Genomic DNA, 22,008 nt, shown 5'->3' on the forward strand with positions numbered 1-22,008 from the left:
GCCTGTTGCTGGCGGTGTTGCCGGCGACGTTCGGGCTGGCATGGTTCGCGCGCCGGCAACTGGTCGCGCGCCGGGCGCTGATCGTGGCGACCGTGGCCGCGCTGCTGCTGTCGACCGTCGCCTTCGTGCTGCTGGCGGCGGCGATGACCGGGGCGGGGGTCGGGTCGGTCGACCGCGACCTGCTGCTGATGCTGGTGCGCGACACGACGCCCGGTACCGCCTTCCTCGTTCGCAGCGCCGCATTGCTCGCGATGCTGGTCGCATTGCTGGTGCCGCAGCCGCGCTTCACGCCCGTCGCGCTGCTTGCGGCGGTGGCCAGTGCGACGCTGGCGTGGAACGGCCATGGTGCGATGGAAGAGGGGGTGGCGGGCCGGTTGCACCTGATCGCCGACATCGTCCATCTACTTGCGGCGGGGGCGTGGATCGGCGCGCTGGCGGTGTTCGTCACCCTTGCGGTTCGGCGATCGCCGCAGACCGCCGGGGCACTGGCCGACTTTGCCGGTTTGGGCACGGCGATCGTCGCCGCGATCGTGCTGACCGGCATCGTCCAACGCCGCGATGCTGGTCGGCATCGACGGCATCGCGCGGCTCGGCACCAGCCTGTACGGACAGTTGCTCCTCGCCAAGCTGGCGCTGTTCGCGCTGATGCTGGCGCTCGCCGCCGCCAACCGCTTCGTGCTGACGCCGCGCCTGACCGCCAGCGGCGACCTGCGCGCGCTCAGGATCAGCCTGTCGACCGAGTTCGCCGCCGGCGTGCTGATCGTGCTGCTGATCGGCTGGGCCGGGACGCTCGAACCGCCGGTTTCGGCAATGTCCTAAACTGCGGTCACCGGCGCGGCATCCTCGGCGGTCAGCATCCGCACTTCATAAATCACCGCATCGCCCTTCTTCGCGGTCAGATCGACCTTCGCGTCCGGCCGCCCCTGCGCGCCCGCCGAGGGGATCGGATAGTCGAGCGCCACGAACCGGTCCGCCGCCGGCCCCTTGTGGGTGGCGGTCGCGAGCGGCGCACCGTCGATCGCGATATCGACCGCGCGATCGACGTCGCGGCCCCAGATCAGCAGGCGCAGCACCGCCGGTCCCGGCCGCCGCGCCAGCGTCATCGACAGCGTCTGACCCGGCTTGAGCCGCCGGGCCGAGCGACCCGACCAGTTGACGACCTCGCTGCCGCCCGGTGCCACCTGATGGTCGCGCTCGGGCTGCATCTCGCCCATATACAGCGTGTCGACGGTGCGGCGGCCAAGCGCGCGCGCTTCCGCCTGCGCCTGTACATAGTCGCCGCGCGCCGCCGCCCAGCGGTCGCTGGTGAAGGTCGGCAGATATACCGCCGTTCGCCGGTCCCATTGCGAATAGAAGGGCCGGAAGGTCAGCGCCTCGCCCAGAGCACCGGTCGCGGTGAAGCGATTGTCGCCGGCGGGCGTCAGGCTGGCGGCGATCGCGCCGTCGCTGACCAAGGCCGGACCGGTGCTGTCGAACGGCTGCGCCTCGCTGCCCATATCGGCCGCCAGCACCAGCGGGCCATAGGTGAAGGCGACGATCGTCGGATCATCCGGCGTAGGCTCGGCGGCCAGCGTCATCGGCAGCGTCAGCGCGACCCTGTCGCCCGCGCGCCACCGGCGATCGATCACCGCATAGCCGTTTCGCAGCGTCGGCGCGATCGCCTGCCCGTTGAGCGCCACCACCGGGTCCTTTGCCCAGCCGGGCAGGCGGATCGCAATCGCCTGACGCCCACGCGGTGCGCGCCGCACCGTCAGCGTCGCATCGCCCTTCAGCGGCATGGCGGTATCCAGATCGACCGCCAGCCCGCGCTCGCTCCAGTCGAGCTTCGAGGGCACGAACAGGTTCAGGTACAGCGTGTCCGCATCCTGCCACCAGATCGAATCTGCGTGCTTGGCGTGGCTTTCCATGCCCGATCCGACACAGCACCAGAAACTGTCGTCGGGGCTGGAATAGGTCCGCCGCGCCCCTGCCGCCAGCGGCATGAAATAGACGAAGCGCCCGTCCGACGGGCGCTGATGGGCGAGCATATGGTTGATCTGCACCCGCTCATAATAATCGAACCAGCGCGCCTCGGGCTGCCAGCCATAGAGGTGCCGGGTCAGCTTCAGCATATTGTAGCTGTTGCACGCCTCGCACGTCGCCTCGCCCAGCCGCTTCGATAGCTGGTCGGGCTGGCCGAAATGCTCGCGTTCGGAATTGCCGCCGATCACATAGCTGTGATGCCCGGTCACCCGCTGGTGAAAGAAGCGCGCGGCGGTCGCATGCGCCGGTGCGCCGGTCAGTTCGTGCAGGCGCGCAAGGCCGATGACCTTCGGAATCTGGGTATTGGCGTGCAGCCCGGCGAGCCTGTCCTGCTGCGCGGTCAGCGGATCGAGCACTGCCTTGTGCCGGATCTTCTCCGCCATGCGCAGCCAGCGGGCATCGCCGGTCAGCGCATAGGTATCGGCATAGCTTTCGTTCAGTCCGCCATGTTCGGCCGCAAGGATGCGCTGCATCTGTTCGTCGGACAGCGGCTCGAGTATCCCGGCCAGATAGCCGGCCATGCCGAGCAGCACCGGCATCGCCCGCTTGTTGCCGGCCAGCACATGCGCGTCGATCAGCCCGGCATGGACCTTGTGCCACGTATAGAGCGGTACCCAGCCGCCGTTGAGGTCGAACCCGCCGCTGCGGATATCGCCATGGCGCAGTTCCTCGAACACGATCTTGCCGTCGACGGTCTTCCCATCGCGTTCGACGGTGGTGCCGCCGACATAGCCGTCGCCATGCGCCGCCTGTATCCGCGCCATTTCCTTCAGCGCATGGTCGAGCCGCGTCGCTACCGCCGCATCGCCGTTATTGGCGACGGTCAGCGCGCAGGCCGACAGCCAATGGCCAAGGCTGTGGCCGGCAATCCCCTGCGCTTCCCAGCCGCCATAGACCGGCTTGGGCGCGGGCAGCCCGGCCGAGATGTAGAAATTGTGCAGCAGTCGTTCGGGGTCGAGGTCGAGCAGGTAGCGACGGTTCGCGGCGAACGCCTCGGCGAAGGGCGAGGGCTGCAACGTCACGAATCGCGCCGGAACCGGTTCCGCTCGACGAATCGCCGGAGTCGCGGCCAGCGCCGACGCGCCGAACGGCAACAGGCTGGCGCCGATCAGCAGGCTGCGTCGACTGACCGTCATTGCCCGGACCGTTCCGGCGCAGCATGGGGGCGAAGACGTGACGTGGTTCGACATCGATGGTCCTGACTGACGTTTCTGTTCTATAATCCTCTTCGGTTGGAAATTGTCCGACTTTATCGTGTCGGTCAACCTGCAACGCGGCATTCTTGTCGTTGGTATCGCTATCATAGTGATGGGTACGGCGGTGCGCATTGCATCGGACAAACCTCGAATTGCAGGTCTTCGCTGAAGCAGCCACTTACACATGGGCTGAACTGGACGCTCGCTGCTCGCCAAGGCCAGCTAACATCCGGCAAAAATTTCAAGTCGAGCCTATTGCGTTCCGGGAATACCGCCGTAATTGTCTGAGTATAAAATTGCTGTCGGATCGGGAGGATACCGTGGTTATCGCGGCAGAAATACCAGTGTCGGCATCCGCTATCGCTTGGTCGTTGCTGCCGTGATTGCAGCCAAAGGGACGAATGCGAGCCTGAGACCCTCGGGCAGGCGCACCACGCCCGGTCGCGGGCGATGGGACCGCAGAACCACGATCATCGGACACGGGGTGCCGATGGCTGGCCGGTGGCCCAGTAACATGGGGCTGGCAGGCTCGCTGCTGACGGTTGCCGCGTTGTCGCTCGCCGGGGCGGGGGTCGCGCAGACCGCGGCTCCGGAGGGGGATATCCGTCCGGTCCACGATCCGGTGCTGATCCGGCAGGGGGCGACGTGGCACGTCTTTTCGACCGGCATCGGTCGCGACGGGCAGGGGCTGCTCGCCGAGCGGACCTCCAACGATCTGGTCCATTGGCAGGCGGGCACGCCGCCCTTTGCCAAACTGCCCGACTGGACGGTGAAGGCGATACCGGGCGCGCGCAATCTGTGGGCGCCCGACATCTCGTTCGTGAACGGCCGCTATCGCCTCTATTATTCGGTCTCGACCTTCGGATCGAACCGTTCGGCGATCGGCCTCGCTACCAATGCGACGCTCGACCCGAACGCACGCGGCTATGGCTGGCGCGACGAAGGGATGGTGCTGCGATCGGTGCCGGGTGATGCGTATAACGCGATCGACCCGGCATTCGTCGTCGACAGGTCCGGTCGCCACTGGCTGTCGTTCGGCAGCTTCTGGAGCGGATTGAAGCTGGTCGAACTGAACCCGCGGACCGGCAAGCCGCTGAACCCCGAGGCAAAGCCGCTGGCGCTCGCCCGTCGCTCGGTGCCCGCCGGGGCGCCGTCGATCATCGAAGCGCCCTATATCTTCGAACGCGGCGGATATTACTGGCTGATCGCCAGCTACGACTATTGCTGCAAGGGCGTGAACAGCACCTATTACACCGTGATCGGCCGGTCGAAGACGATCGCCGGACCCTATCTGGGCAAGGATGGCAGTTCGATGCTGGCCGGCGGTGGCACCGTGCTGCTGCGCGCCGATCTGGAGGAAAAGGGCCGGTATCGCGGGCCCGGTCATGCCGGCCATTACCGTGGTGGCGACGGGATCGACCGTATCGTCTATCACGCCTACGACAAGGAAAATGCGGGGGCACCGACCCTGCGGATCGCAACCCTGACATGGGGCGGCGACGGCTGGCCGAGCGCACAGTAATGGAGAGAATGCTGATGACCGAAGCCCTGTCCCGCCGCCTGTTTCTGGGCGGGGTGGCCGCCGCCGGTACCGCGAGCACGCTGCCCGCCTGGGCGCAGCGGCGTCGCGGGGGCACGACCGGCATCGTCAACCCGCTGGTCAAGAACCGCGCCGATGCGCAGGTGTTTCGCCACACCGATGGCTGGTACTATCTGACCGGATCGGTGCCCGAATATGACCGACTGGTACTGCGCCGGTCGAAGACGATCGGCGGGCTGACGAACGCGCAGGAAAAGGTCCTGTGGCGGCACGAGGCGTCGGGCCCGCGCTCCGGTTTCCTGTGGGCGCCCGAACTGCACCAGATCGACGGCAAGTGGATCATGTATTTCGCCGCCGGTCCCAGCGGCGGCGGCGAGGACGTGTTCCGCATCCGCACCTATGCGGTGGTGTGCGATGGTCCCGATCCGATGACCGGCAACTGGACCGTGTTGGGTCAGTTGGAGACGCCATGGGACAGCTTCAACCTCGATTCGACCAGCTTCGTGCATCGCGGCACCCGCTATCTGGCATGGGCGCAGCGCGAGCCGGGAATTGATACCAATTCGAACCTGTATCTCGCCCCGCTTGCGACGCCGCTGACGCTGGCCGCCAAGCCCGCGCGGTTGACCGTGCCGACGCTGCCATGGGAGATTCGCGGCTACAAGGTTGCCGAGGCTCCGGCGCTGCTCGCGCGCAACGGGCGGCTGTTCCTGACCTATTCGGCGAGTGCCACCGACGCGCGCTATTGCCTGGGCATGCTGACCGCGCGCGACGATGCCGACATCATGGACCCGACGGCATGGACCAAGTCGCCGCAGCCGGTGATGAAGACCGATCCAGCCCGCAAGATATTCGGCCCCGGCCATAACAGCTTCACCGTCGACGAACGCGGTCGCGACATGCTGGTCTTCCACGCCCGTGACTATGAGAAGATTACCGGCGACCCGCTGTTCGATCCCAATCGCCACACCCGGGTCCAGCCGGTCCGCTACGATGCGGACGGCGTACCCCAGTTCGAACCGCCCGCCGCCAACGGTCCGCTGCGGGTCTGAACGACACCGAATCGATCGCCTGCCGGGCAGCCATGCGTTGCCCGGCGGATTTGCGTTGGCGAAGAAGCGACGCAGAACAGTGACCGGCCAATACACGTCTCGACCGTTTCGATCCGTCCTTGTCTTGGGAACGGTCATTTGGCGTCTTTCGTGTTAACTATCTAGTATCCGCTGCCGGTCTAATGATTTCCCTGCGGGCAGAATGCCGGGTGGGGGAGCGTTGATGCGGAAGTTGGGAGTTTTGCTTGCGGCGACCGCCGCTGTAGTGGTGGCGGGACCGGCGGCAGCGCAGGGATTGCGCGGCGTCGTAACGACCAAGGGCGACAAGCCGGAGGTAAAACCCGGCGAACAGGAATCCGCGAACACCTCCGATATCGTCGTCACTGCGACTCGGCGTTCGCAGCGCCTGTCGAACGTACCAATCGCCGTCAGCGCCTACAGCACCGCCGCACTCCAGAATTCGGGCGCGACCGACATTCGCCAGATGGCGCAATTGTCGCCGTCGCTGATCGTGTCCTCGACCGGGTCCGAAGCCAATGCGGCGGCACGCCTGCGCGGCATCGGCACGGTCGGCGACAATCCCGGCCTCGAAAGCTCGGTCGCGGTGTTCATCGACGGCGTCTATCGCAGCCGCACCGGCTCGGGCCTCAACGATCTGGGCGAGGTCGAGCGGATCGAAGTGCTGCGCGGGCCGCAGGGCACGTTGTCGGGACGCAATTCGTCGGCGGGCGCGATCAGCATCTACACCAAATATCCCTCGTTCGAATTCGGCGGTTATGGCGAGGCGAGTTACGGCAATTTCAATGCGGTGCGCCTTGCCGGTGCGCTGACCGGGCCGATCGTCAAGGACAAGCTGGCGTTCCGCGTCGACGGCGTCGTCGGCAAGCGCGACGGCTTCTATCGCGATGTCGTCAACAACACCGATTACAACGACCGCAACCGCACGTTCGTGCGTGGGCAGCTGTTCTTCAAACCGGTCGACAATTTCTCGATCCGGCTGATCGGCGACTATACGCACCGCGACGAAAAATGCTGCGGCGCGGTCTATATCGATACGCAGGAGAAGATCGATCCGACGCCGGGTGTCCCGGGCGACTATACGCCATCGGCGCAGAACCGGATTGTGTCGATCCTGCAGAGCCTGGGCGGCGTGCTGCCCAGCGCCGGCGATCCGTATAACCGCCGGATCGCCAACACGCCCGGGCGGGCCTATAGCAACGTCACCACCGACTATGGCGCATCGGCACGGATCGGCTGGACCTTTTCCAACCTCCAGCTCATCTCGATCAGCGCGTATCGCGAATACAAGGCCGGTGGCGCGGCCGATGTCGATTACGGCAATGTCGACATCGCCTATCGCCCCGACGACGGGAACGCCTATCGCGAGTTCCATACCTTTACGCAGGAAACGCGGTTGAGCGGCGGGCTGTTCAACAACCGTCTCGACTGGATGGTCGGCGGCTATTACGCCCACGAAAATCTGGAGGTCGTCGATAATCTCCGCTTCGGTGCCCAATATGGCGCGTTCGCGGCATGCCGGGTCGTGGCGACGATCAACCCGCTGGCGGCGCTACGCAATCCGGCGGCGAGCGGTTGTTTGAGCACTGCTGGTCGCGCCGCGCTGACCCCGGCGGTCGGTCCGCAGATCATCGGCGCGATCGACCGGCTGAGCACGCTCAACGATCTCGGCAGCGTGCGCGACGTCTATGACCAGACCAGCAGCAACTATGCGTTCTTCACCCATAATATCTTCAAGGTGACCGATACGCTCAGCTTTACCGGCGGCCTGCGCTATACCCATGAACAGAAGTCGCTGAACGCCAGCTTCGTCAACAACAACACCGTCTGCCCCAGTCAGCAGGCAGCGATGGCGCCGCTGCTCGGTAGCAGCAACGCGACGCTGCGGTCGCTCGCGGCCGGCATCGTTACCCTGACCTGCACGGGCAATTCGACCGCCGCGCTGACCGGCCTGCCGATCCGCGACAAGCTGAGCGAAGGACAGGTGACCGGCACGACCGTGCTGTCGTGGAAGCCGGCGGCGAGCACGCTGCTCTATGCGTCCTATGCGCGCGGGTACAAGGCGGGCGGCTATAATCTCGACCGTTCCGACCTGTCGGGGACCGTGTTCACCACGCCGACGGCGGCATCGGCGCGCAACCTGCGCTTCGACCCGGAAACGGTGCAGGCGCTGGAAATCGGCGTCAAATACAGCTCGGCAAAGTTCACCGCGAACCTCGCCGCGTTTCGATCGGCGTTCCGCAATTTCCAGCTGAACACCTTCAACGGCACCAACTTCATCGTCCAGAACATCAGTTCGTGCGACCAGTCGCTGGCCGGTGCCGATGGCGACAACAACTCGACGACCGGCGCGTGTTCGGGCAAGGTCGGCGCGGGCGTGGTGACGCAGGGCTTCGAATTCGAAGCCGGTGCCTATCCGGCACGCGACGTCGCGTTCAATATCGGCTATACCTATGCCCATACCCAGTATCGCGACAATCTGGTCGGCAGCGAGGCGGGCGAGCCGCTGAACGCCGCCTTGTTCCTGCTGCCCGGCAACCAGATGTCGAACGCGCCGCGCCACACGATCACCAACTCGGCGGTGTGGACCCCGCCCGTCGGGCGCAGCCTGAGCGCGCTCTTCTATGTCGATAGCCGCCTGACCAGCGACTATAATACCGGATCGGACCTGTTCGCCGAGAAGCGGCTCGATGGTTTCTTCCTGATGAACGCGCGTATCGGTCTGCGCGGTCCCGAACAGCGCTGGGCGATCGAGTTCTGGGGCCAGAATATCCTTGATACCGATTATCAGCAGGTCGCCTTTGCCTTGCCGTTCCAAGGTGCGGGCAGCGTGTCGCAGGTAACGCGCTTCGGCGCGCCTGCCTTCGGCGTCGGCAATGCGATGACCGCCTCTTACCTTGCCGAACCACGGACCTACGGCATTACGCTGCGGTCGCGATTCTGATGACGTCATCCACGCCTGTTACGGACGAACCGAACCCATGAAAATTCCTCGCAAGCTCGGGCTGTCGTTCCTCGCCGTCATCGCTTCGGCGGCGGTGGTGATGCTGGTGTTCTTTGCCAGCATCATGATGATCGCGCGGTCGACTGAACGGAACAATCACAGCCAGGAGGTCTATGCGAAGGCGTTGACGCTCGAAACGTCGATCCTGCGGCAGAACAGCCAGTTTCGGGGGTTCCTGGTCACCGGCGATCCGACCTATCTGAAATCCTATGACGAAGGGCGGCAGGAGTTCGACGAGACGGCCGCCGCGCTGGCGGCGATGCTGACCGTCCAGTCCGAAAAGGACCAGCTGGAGGAAGCGCGCCGCGAAACGCTGGCATGGCGGCAGAACTGGGGCGACCGGCTGATTGCGAAGGTCAAAGCCGGCGAACGCGACGCGGCGCAGGAGGAAGTGCGCGGCGCCGGGCAGAAGGTACTGGTCAGCAAGGTGGCGCTGCCGCTGCGCGCGCTGCGTGCAACCGAAACCGAGGAGATGGAGGCGAATTCGGCGGCGCAGGCCAGCGCGATCACCACTGCGCTGATCGCGCTGGCGATCGGCGGCATCGCGCTGATCGGGCTCGCCATCGCGCTGTCGGTCATGCTCAGCCGACAGATTGCGCGGCCAATCACGACGCTGACGCAGGCGATGGCCGATCTGGCGGCGGGGCGGCACGATATCGCGGTCGACGCGGCGGGGCGCAGCGACGAGCTGGGCGATATGGCGCGCGCGGTGCTGGTGTTCCGCGACACGGCGGCGGCGAAGGTCGCCGACGATCATGACCGGCTGGCGGCGATGACCGCGATCGGGGGCGGCCTGCGCAGCCTGTCGCAGGCCGATCTGACCGCGCGCGTCGCCGATGTCCCCGACGCGTTCCGCGCGCTGTCCGACGATTTCAACAACGCCACGTCCAGCCTGAACCGGGTGTTGGGCGAAGTGCGCGGCACGGTGCAGAGCATCAAGCATAATTCCGACGAAATCTCGCAAGCCGCCATGGATCTGGCCGAACGGACCGAGCGCGAGGCGGCGGCGTTGCAGCAATCGTCGTCGGCGCTGGACGAAGTGACCAAATCGATCCGCGACGGGGCGGGGGCGGCGACCGGCGCCAGCAGCGCGATGGCCGATACCCGGACCGAGGCGGAGCGTGGCGACGCGATCGTACGGCAGGCGATCGAGGCGATGCACGGCATCGAACGCGCCAGCAACGAGATCGCCGAGATCATCACCCTGATCGACGGCATCGCGTTCCAGACCAATTTGCTGGCGCTGAACGCCGGGGTCGAGGCGGCGCGCGCGGGTGAGGCGGGCAAGGGCTTCGCCGTGGTCGCGTCGGAAGTCCGCGCGCTGGCGCAGCGTTCGGCCGATGCCGCGACCGAGGTGAAGAACAAGGTCCAGTCGGCATCGACCCATGTCCAGTCCGGCGTGCAACCGGTCGGGCAGACCGGGCAGGCGCTGGGACGGATCATCGAGCGCGTCACGTCGGTCAGCGGGTCGATCGACGCGATCGCCCGTCAGTCGGAGCATCAGGCGACCAGCCTCGGCCAGATCAACGTCGCCATCGCCGAGATGGACGCGATGACCCAGCAGAATGCGGCGATGGTCGAACAGACCTCCGCCGCCGCGCGGCAGCTGGTGTCGGAGGCCGAAGCGCTTGCCGGATCGGTCGCGACCTTTGCGATCGATGGCGGTACCGCGGCGAACGTAGCGAAGTTCACGCCACGCAAGCAGCAGCGCCGCTGGGTCGCCCCGCCCGAGCCTGCGCCGCGACGCGCGGTCAATGCGAGCGACGACTGGGACGCGTTCTGACGTCATGCCGGGTCCATTGGGGCAATATGCACTGGTCGCGCGCGACCTGGGCTCGGCGTTCGTCGCGGCGGTATTGGGGGCGGGGGAGCGTCAACTCGCCCGCGCGCCGCGTACCGCAGCGCTGATCGCCGACTGGCCGGGCGATGCCGCCGCCGATGCGCTGGCGATGCGGTTCAATGCCGCGCTGCATGCGCTGGCCCGGCGCGGCGACGATGCGGCGCTCGGCGCGCTCTACGCCATGCGGGCCGGCGATTTCGATGCGGTGATCGGCAACGCCATGGCGACGGCGGACGGCTTCATCGCCGACTGGATGCGGCTGCCGCCCCAGACCAACGAGGTCGGGCGGGCGGCGGCGATCATGGCTGCGTTGATGACACTGCGCGGAATCCACGACCTGCCGGTCGAACTGCTCGAACTGGGGGCAAGCGCCGGGCTGAACCTGAACCTCGCGCGCTATGCCTATGATCTGGGCGGAGTGCAGGTCGGGCGTCGCGATTCGCCGGTACGGATCACGCCCGAGTGGCGTGGGCAGGCCCCACTCGCGCGCCCGGTCGAGATCGTGGGGACGCGCGGCGTCGACCTGCGCCCGCTCGCCGCCGCCGATCAGCAAGCGCGCGAACGGCTGATGGCCTATGTATGGGCGGACGAACCCGAACGCGCCGAACGGCTGCGCCACGCGCTGGCGGTCGCCGACGACGTGCCGCCATCGATCGCGTGCGATGACATACTTCGCTGGCTACCCGCCGAACTGGCACACCCGCCGGATCGCGGCATTTGCCGCGTCGTGATCCACACCATGGCGCTGCAATATTGCAGCCCGGCGACGCGGGCGGCGGTGACCGACGCGATGGCCGCAGTAGACTATCCGCTGGCGCGGATCGGCTTCGAATGGACCGACGCGCGGGATGCGGTCCATCTGACGCTCACCACCTATCCCGACGGCGATGTCCGGCATCTGGCTACCTGCCACGCCTATGGCAACTGGATCGACTGGCACGGTTAGCTTGCGGCGAACTGTTCCGCGCTGAGGCCGTACAATCCGCCGGCACCCGCCATCGCCGCCATGCCGAGGCCACGCGCCTCGGGCACGATCCGGTCGAGGTAGAACGTCACCGCCGCCCGCTTGCGCGCCACGAAGTTCGCGTCGTCGACCCCGGCTAGCGCACGCCCCTGCCGCTCGAGCAGCCAGCCGCAGACGCAGGTCGACAGCATCGTCAGGAACGGATAGCTGCCCGCCAGCCGGTCGTCGACGCTCGCCTCCAGCATCCAGCGCGCCACCGCCTGCGTATCGCCGAGCAGATCGCCGAGCGCGGCGTGTTCGACCTCGCCGCGCATGTCGGCGAACAGCGCGTCGATCGCCGCCCCGCCATCGCCCGACAGCTTGCGCCCGACCAGATCGGCGGCCTGGATGCCGTTGGTGCCCTCATAGATCGGGGTGATGCGGACGTCGCGATAATGCTGCGCCGCGCCGGTTTCCTCAACATAGCCCATGCCGCCATGGACCTGCACCCCAAGACTCGCGACCTCGCAGCCGATATCGGTGCCATGCGCCTTGGCGAGCGGCGTCACCAGATCGAGCCGTGCCTTCGCCCCTTCGATCCCCAGCGTCGCGCGATCGACCTGACCCGATGCGTAATAGACCAAAGCCCGCCCGGCCATGGTCTGCGCGGTCATCCGCAGCAGCATCCGGCGGACATCGGGATGCTCGATGATCGCGACCGGAGCACCGCCGGTCGAGGCGCGCGGCGACTGGACGCGTTCGCGGGCATAGGCGACGGCCCGCTGCGTCGCCGCCTCCGCCACCTGCACGCCCTGCAGCCCGACGTTGAGGCGGGCATTGTTCATCATCGTGAACATCGCGCGCATCCCCGCGCCCTCCGCCCCGATCAGTTCGCCGAAACAGTCGCCATGGTCGCCGAACGACAGCACGCAGGTTGGCGAGGCATGCAGACCCATTTTGTGTTCGATCGATACCACGCGGATGTCGTTCGGCTCGCCCGGATTGCCATCGGCGTCGAGCCGGTACTTGGGCACTAGGAAGAGCGAAATCCCCTTGGTCCCCGCCGGGGCGCCGGGCGTGCGGGCGAGGACCAGGTGGACGATATTGTCCGCCATGTCGTGATCGCCGAACGAGATGTAGATTTTGGTGCCGCGGATGCGCCAGTTGCCGTCGCCGACCGGCTCCGCCCGCGTCGTCAGCGCGCCGACGTCCGATCCGGCCTGCGGCTCGGTCAGGTTCATGGTACCGGTCCATTCGCCGGTCGCCAGTTTGGGCAGATAGCGCGCCTGTTGCTCGGCGCTGCCATGATGGGTCAGCGCCTCGATCGCGCCTACCGTCAGCGTAGGGGCGAGCGCGAAGCCGAGATTGGCGGTCCCCAGCGTCTCCAGCACGGCGGTCGCGACGGCGAAGGGCATCGCCTGACCCCCGAAATCGGCGGGCGACCCGATCGTGCCCCAACCGCCCGCGACATAGGCCTGATAGGCGCCGCGATAGCCATCGGGCATCACCACGCCCTCGGGGGTCCAGCGCGCGCCGACCGTGTCGCCGATCCGGTCGAGCGGCCGCCATTCGCCGGCGGCGAATTCGCCGATACCGGTGAGGATCGCATCCAGCATGTCGGGCGTCGCATCGGCGAAGCGCGGATCGGCTGCCAGCGCCTCGATCCCGGCGGCATGGGTCAGCGCGAAACGCTGTTCGGCGGTGGCGGGGGTCAGCTCCATTTGCCCTCTCTCGATCTCGTGTTTTTGCCGGTATAGCGCCCAAATCATGACCGCTCCAAACCCCCGCATCGCCACCGTCACCTTACCGTACGGCATGGCGGCGATCGATGCGGCGGCGGCGGTAATCGCCGATGGCGGCTGCGTCGCGGTGCCGACCGAGACGGTCTATGGCCTTGCCGCCGACGCCGGTGATTCGCATGCGGTCGCCGGCATCTATGCCGCGAAGGGGCGGCCGGGGTTCAACCCGCTGATCGTCCATGTACCGACGCTGGCGGCGGCGCAGACGCTGGCGGTGTTCGACGACCATGCATTGCGGCTGGCCGACGCCTTCTGGCCGGGGCCGCTGACCCTGGTGCTGCCGATGCGCGCGGGAGCCGGGATCGCCGCGCTGGTGACCGCGGGGCTGCCGACGGTCGCGATCCGGGTGCCGGCGCATGACGCGATGCAGGCGTTGCTGGCGGCGACCGGACGGCCGCTCGCCGCGCCCTCCGCAAATGCCAGCGGATCGATCAGCCCGACACGGGCCGAGCATGTGCTGCGCAGCCTCGATGGTCGCATTCCGCTGGTCATCGATGCTGGACCGACGACGCGCGGCATCGAATCGACGATCATCGCCTGTATGGACGGGCAGGTCCGCGAACTGCGCCCCGGCCCGGTGACGCGATCGGCGGTGGCGGACCTGCTGGGCGTCGCGGTCGGCGGAGCGGGGGCGGGGATCGAGGCGCCGGGACAACTCGCCAGCCATTACGCCCCGTCGAAGCCGGTTCGGCTGCACGCGATCGATCGCCGCGACGGTGAATGGTGGATCGGTTTCGGGCCGTTCGCGGGCGACGCGACACTGTCGGCCAGCGGCGATCCGGTCGAGGCGGCGGCGCGGCTGTTCGACGCGTTGCACGTCGCCGATGCGTCGGTCGCGAGGCGAATCGCGGTCGCACCGATCCCCGATGCGGGACTGGGTGCGGCGATCAACGACCGGCTGCGCCGCGCGGCGACGCCGGTCTGACCCGATGCTGCAAGTCGGCGCTTTACCGGGACTTACGCGACGCCCCTGCCTTTAAAAAGCTACGCAACATTAACCGTCGGGCGGTAGCTTGCGTTGGTACGGGAGGGTACCGATCGTGAGTGCAACCGACGAAATCGACTTCGACAAGAGACTGGCGGCGTTCGCCTATGATGATCGCAGCTATCGTTCGTTTCCGCGGGTCAAGCGCGCGATCGAACGCCATGCGCCTGCCGCGCTGACCGCGCTTTACCGGCATATCGCGGCGACGCCGTCGATCAGCGCGATGTTCCAGTCGCAGGCGCGGATGGACCATGCCCGCGACAAGCAGCTCGACCATTGGCGCAAGCTGTTTTCGGGACCGATCAACCGCGACTATGCCGCTGCCGCATCGAATATCGGGCAGGTCCATGCCCGCATCGGGCTGGCGCCGACCTGGTATATCAGCGGCTATGCGCGAATGCTCGAGCATGTCCTGCCGCGCCTGGTGCTGGGGCGGATCGGCTGGCCGTTCGGAGCGCGGGCGCGCGCACGCGCGGCGACCGCGCTAGTCAAGGCGTCGCTGATCGATATGGACATCGCGCTCGCCGCCTATTTCGAGGCCGAACAGGCCGGGCGGCGCGCCGTCATCGAGCGCTGCGGGGCGGCGTTCGAACGAATGGCGCAGGGCGACCTGACCGTGTCGCTGGAGGGGCTGCCGCGCGAATATCAGGCGCTGGCCGACAGTTTCGAAGCGATGCGCCGGCAGATGTGCGAGACGCTGGGCATGGTCACCCGATCGGGCGAGCAGATCCGCATCGGATCGGGCAATATCCGCCATGCATCGGACGACCTGTCGCAGCGCACCGAACAGCAGGCGGCGAGTCTAGAGGAAACGGCGGCGGCGATGGAGCAGATCGTCGGCACCGTCCGCCAGACCGCCGAGGGCGCATCGCGTGCCGACCGCATCGTCGGCGAGGCGCGCGGCGAAGCCGAGGAATCGGGCAAGATCGTCCGCCGCGCGGTCGATGCCATGGGCGGTATCCAGCGGTCGTCCGCCGAAATCAGCGAGATCATCAGCGTTATCGACGGCATTTCGTTCCAGACGAACCTTCTGGCGCTGAACGCCGGTGTCGAGGCGGCCCGTGCGGGCGAAGCGGGCAAGGGTTTCGCCGTCGTCGCGTCCGAAGTCCGCGCGCTGGCGCAGCGTTCGGCCGATGCCGCCAAGGACGTGAAGACGCGCATCCTCGCCTCGTCCGAACAGGTCGAAGTCGGCGTCGAACTGGTCAATGCGACGGGACAGGCGCTGCAACGGATCATCGGCCGTATCGGCGAGATCAGCGACCTCGTTTCGGGCATCGCGACGTCGGCGGCGCAGCAGTCGACCGGCCTGCAACAGGTCAATACCGCCGTGTCCGAGATGGACAATGTCACGCAGCGCAACGCGGCGATGGTCGAGGAAGCCACCGCCGCCGCCCGCGTGCTCGCGCAGGAGGCCGAGGTGTTGGCGACCGAAGTGGCGCGGTTCAAGCTGTCCGGGGCGGCAGAGAGCGGCAACGAGGTGCATCGGATGCAGCAGCGGCTGGCGGCTGCGTAAAGCCGGACCTCCTACTTCCGACCGGTGGGGGTAGGAGGTCCGATGCTGCCTGATACGCGGAGAAACCTCCTCGCATCCGTACCCATTTCCGCAAACCGGTTGCACCTGTGCGGCGCGCGTGCTTGGGAATGGTCGGGGTTTTGGGAAGCATTATGGCCAGCCGCGCGATCAACGGACGGTATGATGCTGGCGCGACGGGCGAGCGCTGGCTGACGGAGTATCGGACCCGCGCGCCGCAGGGCGACGTGCTGTCCGCCGCGACCGATGGCGACCGTTCGGCATGGGAGGTCGCGTTCGAGGAACTGGCCAGCCTGCCCGGCAATACGCTGGCCGCCGCGCGCGAACGGGCGCAACGCCATGCCGACGATATCGGCACCGCCTATCGCGCGGCGGGCGAGAGCGAGGAACGCCGCTGGCCGCTGTCGCCGGTCCCGCTGCTGATCGGTGCCGACGAATGGCGCATCATTGCCGACGGGATGGCCGAACGCGCCGACCTGTTCGAGAGCGTGATCGCCGACATCCATGGAGACCAGCAACTGGTAGCGGACGGCACGTTGCCGGCGATGATGGTCACCGGATCGCCCTTGTTCCTGCGGCCGATGGTCGGCGTCGTGCCGCCGGGCGGGCACCAGTTGCACTTCGTCGCCGCCGACCTGTGTCGCGGTCCGGACGGACGCTGGCGGGTGCTGGCGGACCATGTCCGCGTGCCGGTGGGGGCGGGATATGCGCTCGAAAACCGGCTGGCGATGGCGCGGACGCTGGGCGGTCTGCCGTCGCGGTTGAATATCGAACGACACGCGCCCTTCTTCGCCGCGATGCGCGCCGGGATCGCCGCCGCCTGTCGCCGGGCGGAGCCGCGCATCGGGTTGCTCACATCGGGCAAGCTCAATCCCAGCTATGCCGAACAGGCGCATCTGGCGCGCTATCTGGGGTTCCTGCTGGTCGAGGGTGCCGATCTGGCGGTGCGCGACGATCACCTTTATGTCCGCACCATCGCCGGGTTGAAGCGGATCGACGCGCTGTGGCGGCGGATCGACCCGCGGCTGATCGACCCGCTGGCGTTCGATGCCGGTTCGACGATCGGCGTGCCGGGGCTGGTCGACGCGATGGCGGCGGGCAATGTCGTGATCGCCAATGCGCCGGGTGTCGGCGTGCTCGAATCGCCGGCCTTTGCCGCGTTCCTGCCGGCGCTGGGGGAACGGTTGCTCGGGCGAGCGCCCGCATTGCCGTCGATTGCGACATGGTGGTGCGGTCGCGCGGCGGACCGCGAGCATGTGCTGACTTCGCTCGATCAGCTGGTGGTGGGACCGGCCTTTGCCGGCCCGCCGGTCGCAGGATTGCCGGACGGCGCGGTGCTGGGTGCCGCACTGGACGGCGAGGCACGCGAACGGCTGGCGACGGCGATGGCGCTGCGGCCGCAGGATTATGTGGGTCAGGAGGTCGCCGAGCTTTCGACCATGCCGACCGCCTGTGGCGAGGGTTTGCAGCCGCGCCCCTTCTCGCTGCGGGTTTTCGCCGCGCGCGGGGCCGACGGGCGCTGGGTGGTGCTGCCCGGCGGGTTCGTCCGTATCGGCGACCAGCCCGATGCGCGCGCGGCGGTGATGGGCGAGGGGTCGTGGTCGGCCGACGTCATCGTCCACGGTCCCGATCCGGTCGCACCGATATCGCTGCTTCAGCCGGCCGACAGCGTCGAACTGCGCCGCAATCCCGGCACGCTGCCCAGCCGCGTCGCCGACAACATGTTCTGGCTGGGCCGCTATCTGGAACGGGGCGAGGCGCTGCTGGGCGTCATCCGCGTGCTGTTCGGTCATTCGATCTCGGCCGATACCGGCGCGGCGCTGGCGCCGGAAACGGTCGAGCGGTTGGTGACGATCATCGCCGATACCGGCGCCGCCGCCCGGCCGCCCAGCCACCGTCGCCGCGACCTGGTCGATTTCGGGCGGGAGGCGATGGAATCGGTTGAGGGCTGGGGCAGCGTCCGCGCGATCAACCGCATGGCGACGGGTATCGGCGGCGTGTCGCGCGACCGGCTGTCGGCGGACATGGTGCGGCTGCTCGACGCGCCGCATCCGACCGCAGGCACGTTGCTCGACCGCGCAGGCACGTTGCAGCATCGCTATGCGGCGCTGGCCGGGCTGTCGGCCGAACATATGGGGCGAACCGATGCGTGGCGCTTCCACGACCTGGGTCGGCGGATCGAACGCGCGATGGCGGCGACGCGGACCTTGCTGGCGGTCGATCTGCGCCGGGCGAGCGCCGAGGACCTGTCGACGCTGCTCGACCTTGCCGACAGCCAGATCAGCTATCGCCAGCGCTATCTTATCGGGTTCGCACGGGTGCCGGTGATCGACCTGATCGCGCTCGACCCCGGCAATCCGCGCGGCATCGCATTTCAGGTTGAAACGATCGTCCAGCATCTTTGCAAGCTTCCGGTGTTGAACGATGCCGGCATAGCCGAACCGCAGCAGCGCATCGCCGCGCGATTGACCGCGGCGGTCGCGATCGGATCGGCCGAACGGCTCGATCGGGGCTGGCTGCTGGAGATCAACCAGCAGTTGCAGAAACTGTCGGACGCCATCGCCACGCGCTATTTCCTGCAGGGGGCGCAGGCGCTCCGCGAAGCCGGGTTGACGCTGGCATGATGCGCTATGCCATCCGCCATATCACCCGCTTCGATTATGCCGAGGCGGCCGGGTTCGCGCGTTGCAACCTGCGTCTGCGGCCGATCCTGTGGTCGGGACAGGAACTCGAGGATTATGCGCTGCTGGTCGAGCCGGGCGGGTCGACCGCGCCGGCGCGGGCGCAGGCGGGGCTGGCCAATGTAACGCGACTGGTAGTCGATCGGCCTGAAAAGACGCTGACGATCGAGAGTCGCGCGACCGTGCGGGTCGAGCGTCCGATCCCGTTCCCGTCACCGGGCGATCCGACGCTGGGCGACATCCGGGCGATGGTGGCGGCGGTGCAGGATGCCGGGCCGGCCAGCCCGGTCAGCTATCTCTTCCCCTCCGCCCACGTTCCGATCGTACCCGAAATCGCGGCATGGTGTGCCGAGGACCTGACCGACGATCGCGGCATCCTCGACGCGGCGATCGCGCTGGCCCGGCGGATCCAGCGGGATTTTGCCTTCGATCCGACCGCGACTTTGGTCGACACGCCGCCCGCCGAAGCCTTCGCCAAGCGCGGCGGAGTGTGTCAGGATTTCGCGCAGATCATGCTGTCGGGGCTGCGCGGCGCGGGGCTGCCCGCCGCCTATTGCTCGGGCTATCTGCGCACGCTGCCGCCGCCGGGGCAGGAGCGGCTGGTCGGCGCCGATGCGACGCATGCGTGGGTGCTGGTCTGGGCCGGTCCCGAGCTGGGATGGGTCGGTGTCGATCCGACCAACGGCATCTGGATGGCGGAGGACCATGTCGTGATGGCGATCGGCCGCGACTATGCCGACATCGCACCGATCGACGGCGTGGTGCTGGGGTCGGGGGCGCAGACGATGCATGTGTCGGTCGATGTCGAGCCATTGCCGGTCGATTGATTCACGCGAAGGCGCGAAGACGCGAAGAGAAAGCAGAAGGTAGATTTCGCGCAGAGGCGCGGAGGCGCAGAGGGGTTGCGTCTGCCTCAGCCTTCTTCCGCGACAGCGGCCTTATCCCACGGCATCCAGGTGCGGATCGTCTGCCGGACGCACGCGGATACCAAGCCGCGCACCCTCTCTGCGCCTTCGCGCCTTCGCGTGAAATCATTCCAATCCCACTGGATTGACGAATCCGCAACAGACGCGCGATAGAGAACAAATCATGAACGAAGAGTCGCCCACCCTGTCCGCGTTGAAGCTGCGAGTCGCCGCCATGGAGCGGCGCGCGCCGGTGGGCAAGGCGGTTCGCGTCGCGACCGGGCATGGCGACATTGATGCGGCGCTGGCGGGCGGCATTGCGCGCGGGCGGTTGCACGAGATTTTCGCGCTGGAGGGCGGTGATGCGGGCAGCGCAACCGGCTTTGCCGGCATGCTGTCGATTCGGCTCGGCGGTGGCATCGTTTGGCTGCGTGAAGAATCGGCGGTGCGCGGTGGCGGGCATCTGCACGCCCCGGGGCTGGTCGAGATCGGCGTCGACCCCGCCCGGCTGTTGCTGGGAGTGCTGCCCAATGCCCTGTCGGTGCTGCGCGCCGCCGCCGATGTGGTGCGTTGTGCCGGAGTCGGGGTGGCGGTGATCGAACTGCACCGCGATCCCAAAGTGCTCGACCTGACCGCCAGCCGCCGGCTCGCGCTGGCGGCGGAGGAAAGCGGGGTGGCGGCGTTGTTGCTGCGTATCGCCGCGACGCCGGTGGCGAGCGCCGCCGATACCCGCTGGGCGGTGCGGTCGTGCGCGTCGCAACCCCTGCCGGCCAATGCGCCGGGCCATCCGACCTTCGACCTGGAATTATTGCGTCAGCGCGGCCGGGGTGCCGATGGCCGCTGGCAAGTGGAGTGGAACCGTGAGCAAGCCGTCTTCACCAGCCCGACGCCATCTGGCGTTGTGGTGGCCGTTCCTGCCCGCCGACCGGCTGCTGCGCCAATCCCCCTGCGCCGTGCCGGATGATGCGCCGTTCGTCTGTGTCGAGACGGTGCGGGGCGCGTTGCGCATCGCTTCGGTCGATCCCCAGGCGCTCGACAAGGGGCTGTCCCCCGGCATGGCGCTGGCCGATGCGCGGGCGCAACTGCCCGAACTGGCGGTGGTCGATGCCGATCCGTTCGCCGATCACGGTTGGCTGGAGCGGATTGCCGATGCCTGCGACCGGTTCACGCCGCTGGTAGCGCTGGACGGCGGTGACGGGGTGACGCTCGACATTACCGGCTGCGCGCACCTGTTCGGCGGCGAAGCGGCGCTGGTCGCCGAGGTCGAGGCGCGTCTCGCCCGGTTTGGGACGTTGCGCCACGCGCTGGCCGATACGCCCGATGCGGCACAGGCGCTCGCCCGGTTCCAGAGCGCGCCGGCGGCGAGCGAGGCGGCGGCGATCCGGCGGCTGGGGGTGGCGGCGCTGCGGCTCGACGACGAAATTGCGGTGGCGCTGCGCCGGGCGGGCCTGCGCACCATCGGCGATCTCGCGAGCCGCCCGACCGCGCCGATTGCGGCACGTTTCGGCGAGGAGACGGTAGCGGCACTCGCCCGGCTGCTGGGCGACGCCGATCAGCGGTTGCGACCGCGCCGCGCGCTGCCGGCACTGTTCTTCGAACGGCGCTTTGCCGAACCGATCGCGCGCGACGCCGATGTGCTGGCGACGATCGGCGATCTGGCGGCGGAGGCGGAGGCGGAACTGACCGCGCGCGACCGGGGCGGGCGGCGGTTCGCGGTACGGCTGTACCGGGCGGACGGGGCGCTGCGCGATCTGGCGGTCGAAAGCGGGCTGCCGCTTCGCGATCCGCCATCGATCCTGCGGCTGTTCCGCGAACGGATCGATGCGCTGGCCGATCCGATCGATCCGGGGTTCGGTTTCGACATGATCCGGATGAGCGTGCCCGCACTCGAACCGCTGGCGCCAACGCAGTTGCAGCTGGAGGGCGGTGCGGTCAGCGAGGAGGCAATGGCGGCTTTGGTCGACCGGTTGACTACCCGGCTGGGACGTGGGCGCATCGCGCGGGTCGCGCCGGGCGACAGCCACCTGCCGGAACAAGGCGTGCTGACCATCGACGCGATCGATGCGCCGGTCCCGACCGGCTGGGACGCGCCCGAGAAGGGTGAACCGCCGCTGCGCCCGATCCACCTGTTCGACCCCCCGCAACGGATCGAGGTGATGGCCGAGGTGCCCGACGGCCCGCCGCATCGCTTTCGCTGGCGGCGGGTGCTGCACGACGTGATCCGCTTCGAGGGGCCGGAACGGATCGCGGCGGAGTGGTGGCGTAGGGGCCAGGCCAAGGTGCGGACGCGCGACTATTACCGGGTCGAGGATGTGCGGGGGCGGCGCTACTGGATCTTCCGGCATGGACTGTACGATCGCGAGACGCCCGATCCGCTCTGGTATGTGCATGGGGTGTTTGCGTGAGCGGGTGGTTCTCTGGCCCCCGTCATTCCTGCGGAGGCGGGAATCCATATGCGCTGGCGGCTCGATTCCATTCGCAGCGTCGGCGTG

At 67.8% G+C, this 22,008-nt stretch carries 13 protein-coding genes and 2 pseudogenes; 13 read left to right on the top strand and 2 right to left on the bottom strand.

What is annotated here, in order from left to right; translation table 11 throughout:
- Positions 1-14: 14 nt before the first annotated feature.
- Together MF607_RS23120 and MF607_RS07445 are read left to right on the top strand one after the other, a co-directional pair.
- Positions 15-311 (top strand): annotated as a pseudogene (locus MF607_RS23120) (hypothetical protein); the annotation flags it as partial.
- Positions 312-558: 247 nt separating this feature from the next.
- Positions 559-819, top strand: coding sequence for a CopD family protein (locus tag MF607_RS07445; protein ID WP_242117007.1), 261 nt, complete (start codon positions 559-561; stop codon positions 817-819).
- Here the strand turns inward: MF607_RS07445 and MF607_RS07450 are convergent.
- On the bottom strand, positions 816-3,158 hold the full coding sequence (locus MF607_RS07450) for a glycoside hydrolase family 127 protein (RefSeq protein ID WP_242117010.1): 2,343 nt from the start codon (positions 3,156-3,158) through the stop codon (positions 816-818). The genes MF607_RS07445 and MF607_RS07450 overlap by 4 nt on opposite strands.
- Before the next feature lie 550 nt (positions 3,159-3,708).
- On the opposite strand from MF607_RS07450, the gene MF607_RS07455 reads away from it, so the two are divergent.
- From MF607_RS07455 to MF607_RS07475, 5 genes and pseudogenes are all read left to right on the top strand, one after another.
- The gene (locus MF607_RS07455) at positions 3,709-4,740 is read left to right on the top strand and encodes an arabinan endo-1,5-alpha-L-arabinosidase (RefSeq protein ID WP_431311914.1); all 1,032 of its coding nucleotides are present in this window, start codon (positions 3,709-3,711) and stop codon (positions 4,738-4,740) included.
- 14 nt (positions 4,741-4,754) lie between these two features.
- Positions 4,755-5,801, top strand: a pseudogene (locus MF607_RS07460) (glycoside hydrolase family 43 protein); the annotation flags it as partial.
- Positions 5,802-6,033: 232 nt separating this feature from the next.
- Entirely contained in the window at positions 6,034-8,772 is a 2,739-nt protein-coding gene (locus MF607_RS07465) for a TonB-dependent receptor (protein WP_242117013.1), read from the top strand.
- 37 nt (positions 8,773-8,809) lie between these two features.
- On the top strand, positions 8,810-10,615 hold the full coding sequence (locus MF607_RS07470) for a methyl-accepting chemotaxis protein (RefSeq protein WP_242117016.1): 1,806 nt from the start codon (positions 8,810-8,812) through the stop codon (positions 10,613-10,615).
- Positions 10,616-10,619: 4 nt separating this feature from the next.
- The gene (locus MF607_RS07475) at positions 10,620-11,618 is read left to right on the top strand and encodes a DUF2332 domain-containing protein (RefSeq protein WP_242117018.1); all 999 of its coding nucleotides are present in this window, start codon (positions 10,620-10,622) and stop codon (positions 11,616-11,618) included.
- Here MF607_RS07475 and MF607_RS07480 read toward each other — a convergent pair.
- Positions 11,615-13,336: an acyl-CoA dehydrogenase family protein gene (locus MF607_RS07480; RefSeq protein ID WP_242117020.1), complete on the bottom strand. Its 1,722-nt coding sequence runs from the start codon at positions 13,334-13,336 to the stop codon at positions 11,615-11,617. The genes MF607_RS07475 and MF607_RS07480 overlap by 4 nt on opposite strands.
- Positions 13,337-13,382: 46 nt before the next feature.
- Here MF607_RS07480 and MF607_RS07485 point away from each other — a divergent pair, with 46 nt between their 5' ends.
- The 6 genes from MF607_RS07485 to MF607_RS07510 all read left to right on the top strand — a co-directional run bounded on the left by MF607_RS07485 (position 13,383) and on the right by MF607_RS07510 (position 21,921).
- The gene (locus MF607_RS07485) at positions 13,383-14,339 is read left to right on the top strand and encodes an L-threonylcarbamoyladenylate synthase (RefSeq protein WP_242117021.1); all 957 of its coding nucleotides are present in this window, start codon (positions 13,383-13,385) and stop codon (positions 14,337-14,339) included.
- Positions 14,340-14,454: 115 nt separating this feature from the next.
- Positions 14,455-15,912: a methyl-accepting chemotaxis protein gene (locus MF607_RS07490; RefSeq protein ID WP_242117022.1), complete on the top strand. Its 1,458-nt coding sequence runs from the start codon at positions 14,455-14,457 to the stop codon at positions 15,910-15,912.
- 152 nt (positions 15,913-16,064) lie between these two features.
- Positions 16,065-18,554, top strand: coding sequence for a circularly permuted type 2 ATP-grasp protein (locus tag MF607_RS07495; RefSeq protein ID WP_242117023.1), 2,490 nt, complete (start codon positions 16,065-16,067; stop codon positions 18,552-18,554).
- The gene (locus MF607_RS07500) at positions 18,554-19,438 is read left to right on the top strand and encodes a transglutaminase family protein (protein ID WP_242117257.1); all 885 of its coding nucleotides are present in this window, start codon (positions 18,554-18,556) and stop codon (positions 19,436-19,438) included. The genes MF607_RS07495 and MF607_RS07500 overlap by 1 nt, the downstream gene beginning before the upstream one ends.
- Positions 19,439-19,700: 262 nt before the next feature.
- The gene (locus MF607_RS07505) at positions 19,701-20,480 is read left to right on the top strand and encodes an ImuA family protein (protein ID WP_242117024.1); all 780 of its coding nucleotides are present in this window, start codon (positions 19,701-19,703) and stop codon (positions 20,478-20,480) included.
- Positions 20,377-21,921 (top strand): Y-family DNA polymerase, encoded by a 1,545-nt coding sequence (locus MF607_RS07510; protein WP_242117026.1) that lies wholly within the window; start codon positions 20,377-20,379, stop codon positions 21,919-21,921. The genes MF607_RS07505 and MF607_RS07510 overlap by 104 nt, the downstream gene beginning before the upstream one ends.
- Positions 21,922-22,008: the final 87 nt, after the last annotated feature.

The organism is Sphingomonas lacusdianchii (assembly GCF_022664395.1).
Lineage (GTDB): Bacteria > Pseudomonadota > Alphaproteobacteria > Sphingomonadales > Sphingomonadaceae > Sphingomonas > Sphingomonas lacusdianchii.

Coding starts and splice junctions, on each gene's coding strand:
- MF607_RS07445 (WP_242117007.1), top strand. CDS start 559: ATGCTGGTCGGCATCGACGGCATCGCGCGGCTCGGCACCAGCCTGTAC.
- MF607_RS07450 (WP_242117010.1), bottom strand. CDS start 3,158: ATGACGGTCAGTCGACGCAGCCTGCTGATCGGCGCCAGCCTGTTGCCG.
- MF607_RS07455 (WP_431311914.1), top strand. CDS start 3,709: ATGGCTGGCCGGTGGCCCAGTAACATGGGGCTGGCAGGCTCGCTGCTG.
- MF607_RS07465 (WP_242117013.1), top strand. CDS start 6,034: ATGCGGAAGTTGGGAGTTTTGCTTGCGGCGACCGCCGCTGTAGTGGTG.
- MF607_RS07470 (WP_242117016.1), top strand. CDS start 8,810: ATGAAAATTCCTCGCAAGCTCGGGCTGTCGTTCCTCGCCGTCATCGCT.
- MF607_RS07475 (WP_242117018.1), top strand. CDS start 10,620: ATGCCGGGTCCATTGGGGCAATATGCACTGGTCGCGCGCGACCTGGGC.
- MF607_RS07480 (WP_242117020.1), bottom strand. CDS start 13,336: ATGGAGCTGACCCCCGCCACCGCCGAACAGCGTTTCGCGCTGACCCAT.
- MF607_RS07485 (WP_242117021.1), top strand. CDS start 13,383: ATGACCGCTCCAAACCCCCGCATCGCCACCGTCACCTTACCGTACGGC.
- MF607_RS07495 (WP_242117023.1), top strand. CDS start 16,065: ATGGCCAGCCGCGCGATCAACGGACGGTATGATGCTGGCGCGACGGGC.
- MF607_RS07500 (WP_242117257.1), top strand. CDS start 18,554: ATGCGCTATGCCATCCGCCATATCACCCGCTTCGATTATGCCGAGGCG.
- MF607_RS07505 (WP_242117024.1), top strand. CDS start 19,701: ATGAACGAAGAGTCGCCCACCCTGTCCGCGTTGAAGCTGCGAGTCGCC.